The following is a 2,256-nucleotide window of genomic DNA, read 5'->3' on the forward strand; positions in this document are numbered from 1 at the left end:
ACGTGTTTTCATTTCAATCTCCAGTTAAATCAATTATGTCTTAACTGGGTTAGTCGTATCAATTAAACCACGTCATATCTCTACAAGACTCACCGGATTCCTTTGGTAGTACTTATGAACATGAGATTAAGTTCTCTAAAGAAGAGTGGCTTTCTCGTCTTGGATTAGATAATCAATCGAAATATGCATTGCCACTGATTGCAGAATTAAATGGTATGGCGATGGGTCTGGCCTGGGGGGGGCTACACAGTTCGAGTGACAAAACGGCTCATATATATCAAATGTGGATTGCTCCTAGTGTTCGCGGTCAAGGTGTTGGCCGTTTATTACTTCAAAAAATCATCACATGGGCAAAAGAATTTGATGTGGATTATGTTTCTTTAGCCGTCACAACTATCAATATGGCTGCGGTTAAGTTATATCAAACTACTGGGTTTGAACCTTATGGCGCATTAAAAAGTCTTCGAGAGGATTCAGTATTGTCTGTTCAGCCAATGAGATTGAAATTGTGTACTCATCTTGCCTAACAATCTTGCTTAACAAAGCCATGCTATCTGACAGTGAAAGCAGTCTATTCAGCTTTTGGTTATACAGAGAAAGTCCATTTATTTACGTTTATCAGTAATATTAATGCCATCTTTAATGATTTGATAGGCGATTTCTTGTGCCTCTGGAAGAGAGTGCAGCTCTTTGGGTTCACCTAAGTGCTCATCAAGTATGGGAATTTTAGTTTCTTTTGCTAAGTTGACTATGTCTTTTAATGCTGCTAACCAAGAATCAGCAACATGCTCTATTGAAGGCTGACCGATCACATTAAGAAAAAAACCAATTCGATTACCCATCTGCGAGAGGGTGATAATTTTAATGTTTTTACTATCTATGTAGTTACGCATTAATCTTACCAGTAAACTTTCTAATGTATGTAAGCCTTGCTCACTCAAAATGCCTTTATTGATCACATAAAATCGAAGGCTATACACAGTGATAATATCACCTTTTGGCGTATCTAAAACCTGTTCAATGCGTACATTTGGGGGTTCTTTATTGGTATGATGCACTTTTACATTATCGAGTAATGGCATTTTGTTCTCTTCATTATACTTTGATAACGAGTATGCAAGTTAAGTTAAATTTCGTCAAATTGTAAGTGCTATTTGATAAGGCGATGATTAATGGCATAAAAGTACCAGTGATAACGAGCTTTATCACTGGTAGGATTAGGCCTCGTAAACAAAGGTGTATTTTACCTCCTGCCCGCTTGTAAGTGAGATTACATACAAATAGGCTGTGTTATTGAGATAAAGTAAGTTTATTTTTACTATTTGTAATAATTATACCCTTTTGAATGATTTGATAGGCTATTTCTTGTGCTTCAGATATAGAATGTAGCTCTTTGGGTTCACCTAGGTGTTCATTTAGTATGGGGATTTCGGTGTCTTTGCTTAATTCCATTATATCTTTTAATGCTGCTAACCAAGAATAAGCAACATGTCCTATTGAGGGCTGACCGCTAACGCTAAGAAAAAAACCGACTCTATTACCCATTTGAGATAGGATAATAATTTTAGTTTTCTTATCATCTATATATTTACGCAATATTTTTACGAGGAAACTTTCTAATGTATGTATGCCTTGTTCACTCAAAATGCCTTTATTAATAACATGAAATCGCAGGCCAAAAATAATAATAGGATCACCATTAGGGGTACATAAGGATGCTTCGATACGCACATTAGGGGGTTCCAGAGTGTTATTACTGATTTTTATGTTATCGAGCAAGGCCATAATATTTTCCTCTACATTAGTATGGAAATACACATACATTATTGGGTCTTGATAAGGAGTATGTAACTCCAATTGAATTCCCTAAATAGAAGGTTTGCGTTTGCTTGCTGCGAGGTTACCATAGTAATGGTAACGTGTTGAATTCAAAGTGGCTAAGCTACCCATTTTTAAATAAAGTTTAAATTAATAATAACCAATATTACTATCACTTCACTTATTTAACTATCATGTTATGAAATTAATTCGCTCACAAGAGATGCAATTATACTCCTCTTTATTGAATTGAGCCTGAATGAAGCATTAAATAAAAATCAATATTCTTTCATGCTTAATTTTCCCATTTCCACCGCTATTTACCATAATAGAGATTGTGTCTCACGCGACTTTGGCTCTTTGTAGATTCAATATAGTAATGTCACATTTTCCCAATTTAGAGATGTCACATTTTGGTATGCTGGGCCCAAATAATCC

3 protein-coding genes are annotated in these 2,256 nt (G+C 35.4%); 1 reads left to right on the plus strand and 2 read right to left on the minus strand.

Going from position 1 to position 2,256, the window contains the following annotated elements; genetic code table 11:
• Nucleotides 1-74 precede the first annotated feature (74 nt).
• Entirely contained in the window at nucleotides 75-527 is a 453-nt protein-coding gene (locus tag Q0791_RS24700) for a GNAT family N-acetyltransferase (RefSeq protein WP_366942503.1), read from the plus strand.
• A 78-nt stretch (nucleotides 528-605) separates the two neighbouring features.
• On the opposite strand, the gene Q0791_RS24705 is transcribed toward Q0791_RS24700, so the two are convergent.
• Together Q0791_RS24705 and Q0791_RS24710 are read right to left on the minus strand one after the other, a co-directional pair.
• Nucleotides 606-1,082, minus strand: a complete 477-nt coding sequence (locus Q0791_RS24705; protein ID WP_299011922.1) for an S-ribosylhomocysteine lyase — start codon at nucleotides 1,080-1,082, stop codon at nucleotides 606-608.
• A 208-nt stretch (nucleotides 1,083-1,290) separates the two neighbouring features.
• Nucleotides 1,291-1,857: an S-ribosylhomocysteine lyase gene (locus tag Q0791_RS24710; protein ID WP_299011923.1), complete on the minus strand. Its 567-nt coding sequence runs from the start codon at nucleotides 1,855-1,857 to the stop codon at nucleotides 1,291-1,293.
• Between the last annotated feature and the right edge of the window lie 399 nt (nucleotides 1,858-2,256).

It is taken from the genome of uncultured Shewanella sp. (assembly GCF_947495455.1).
Lineage (GTDB): Bacteria > Pseudomonadota > Gammaproteobacteria > Enterobacterales > Shewanellaceae > Shewanella.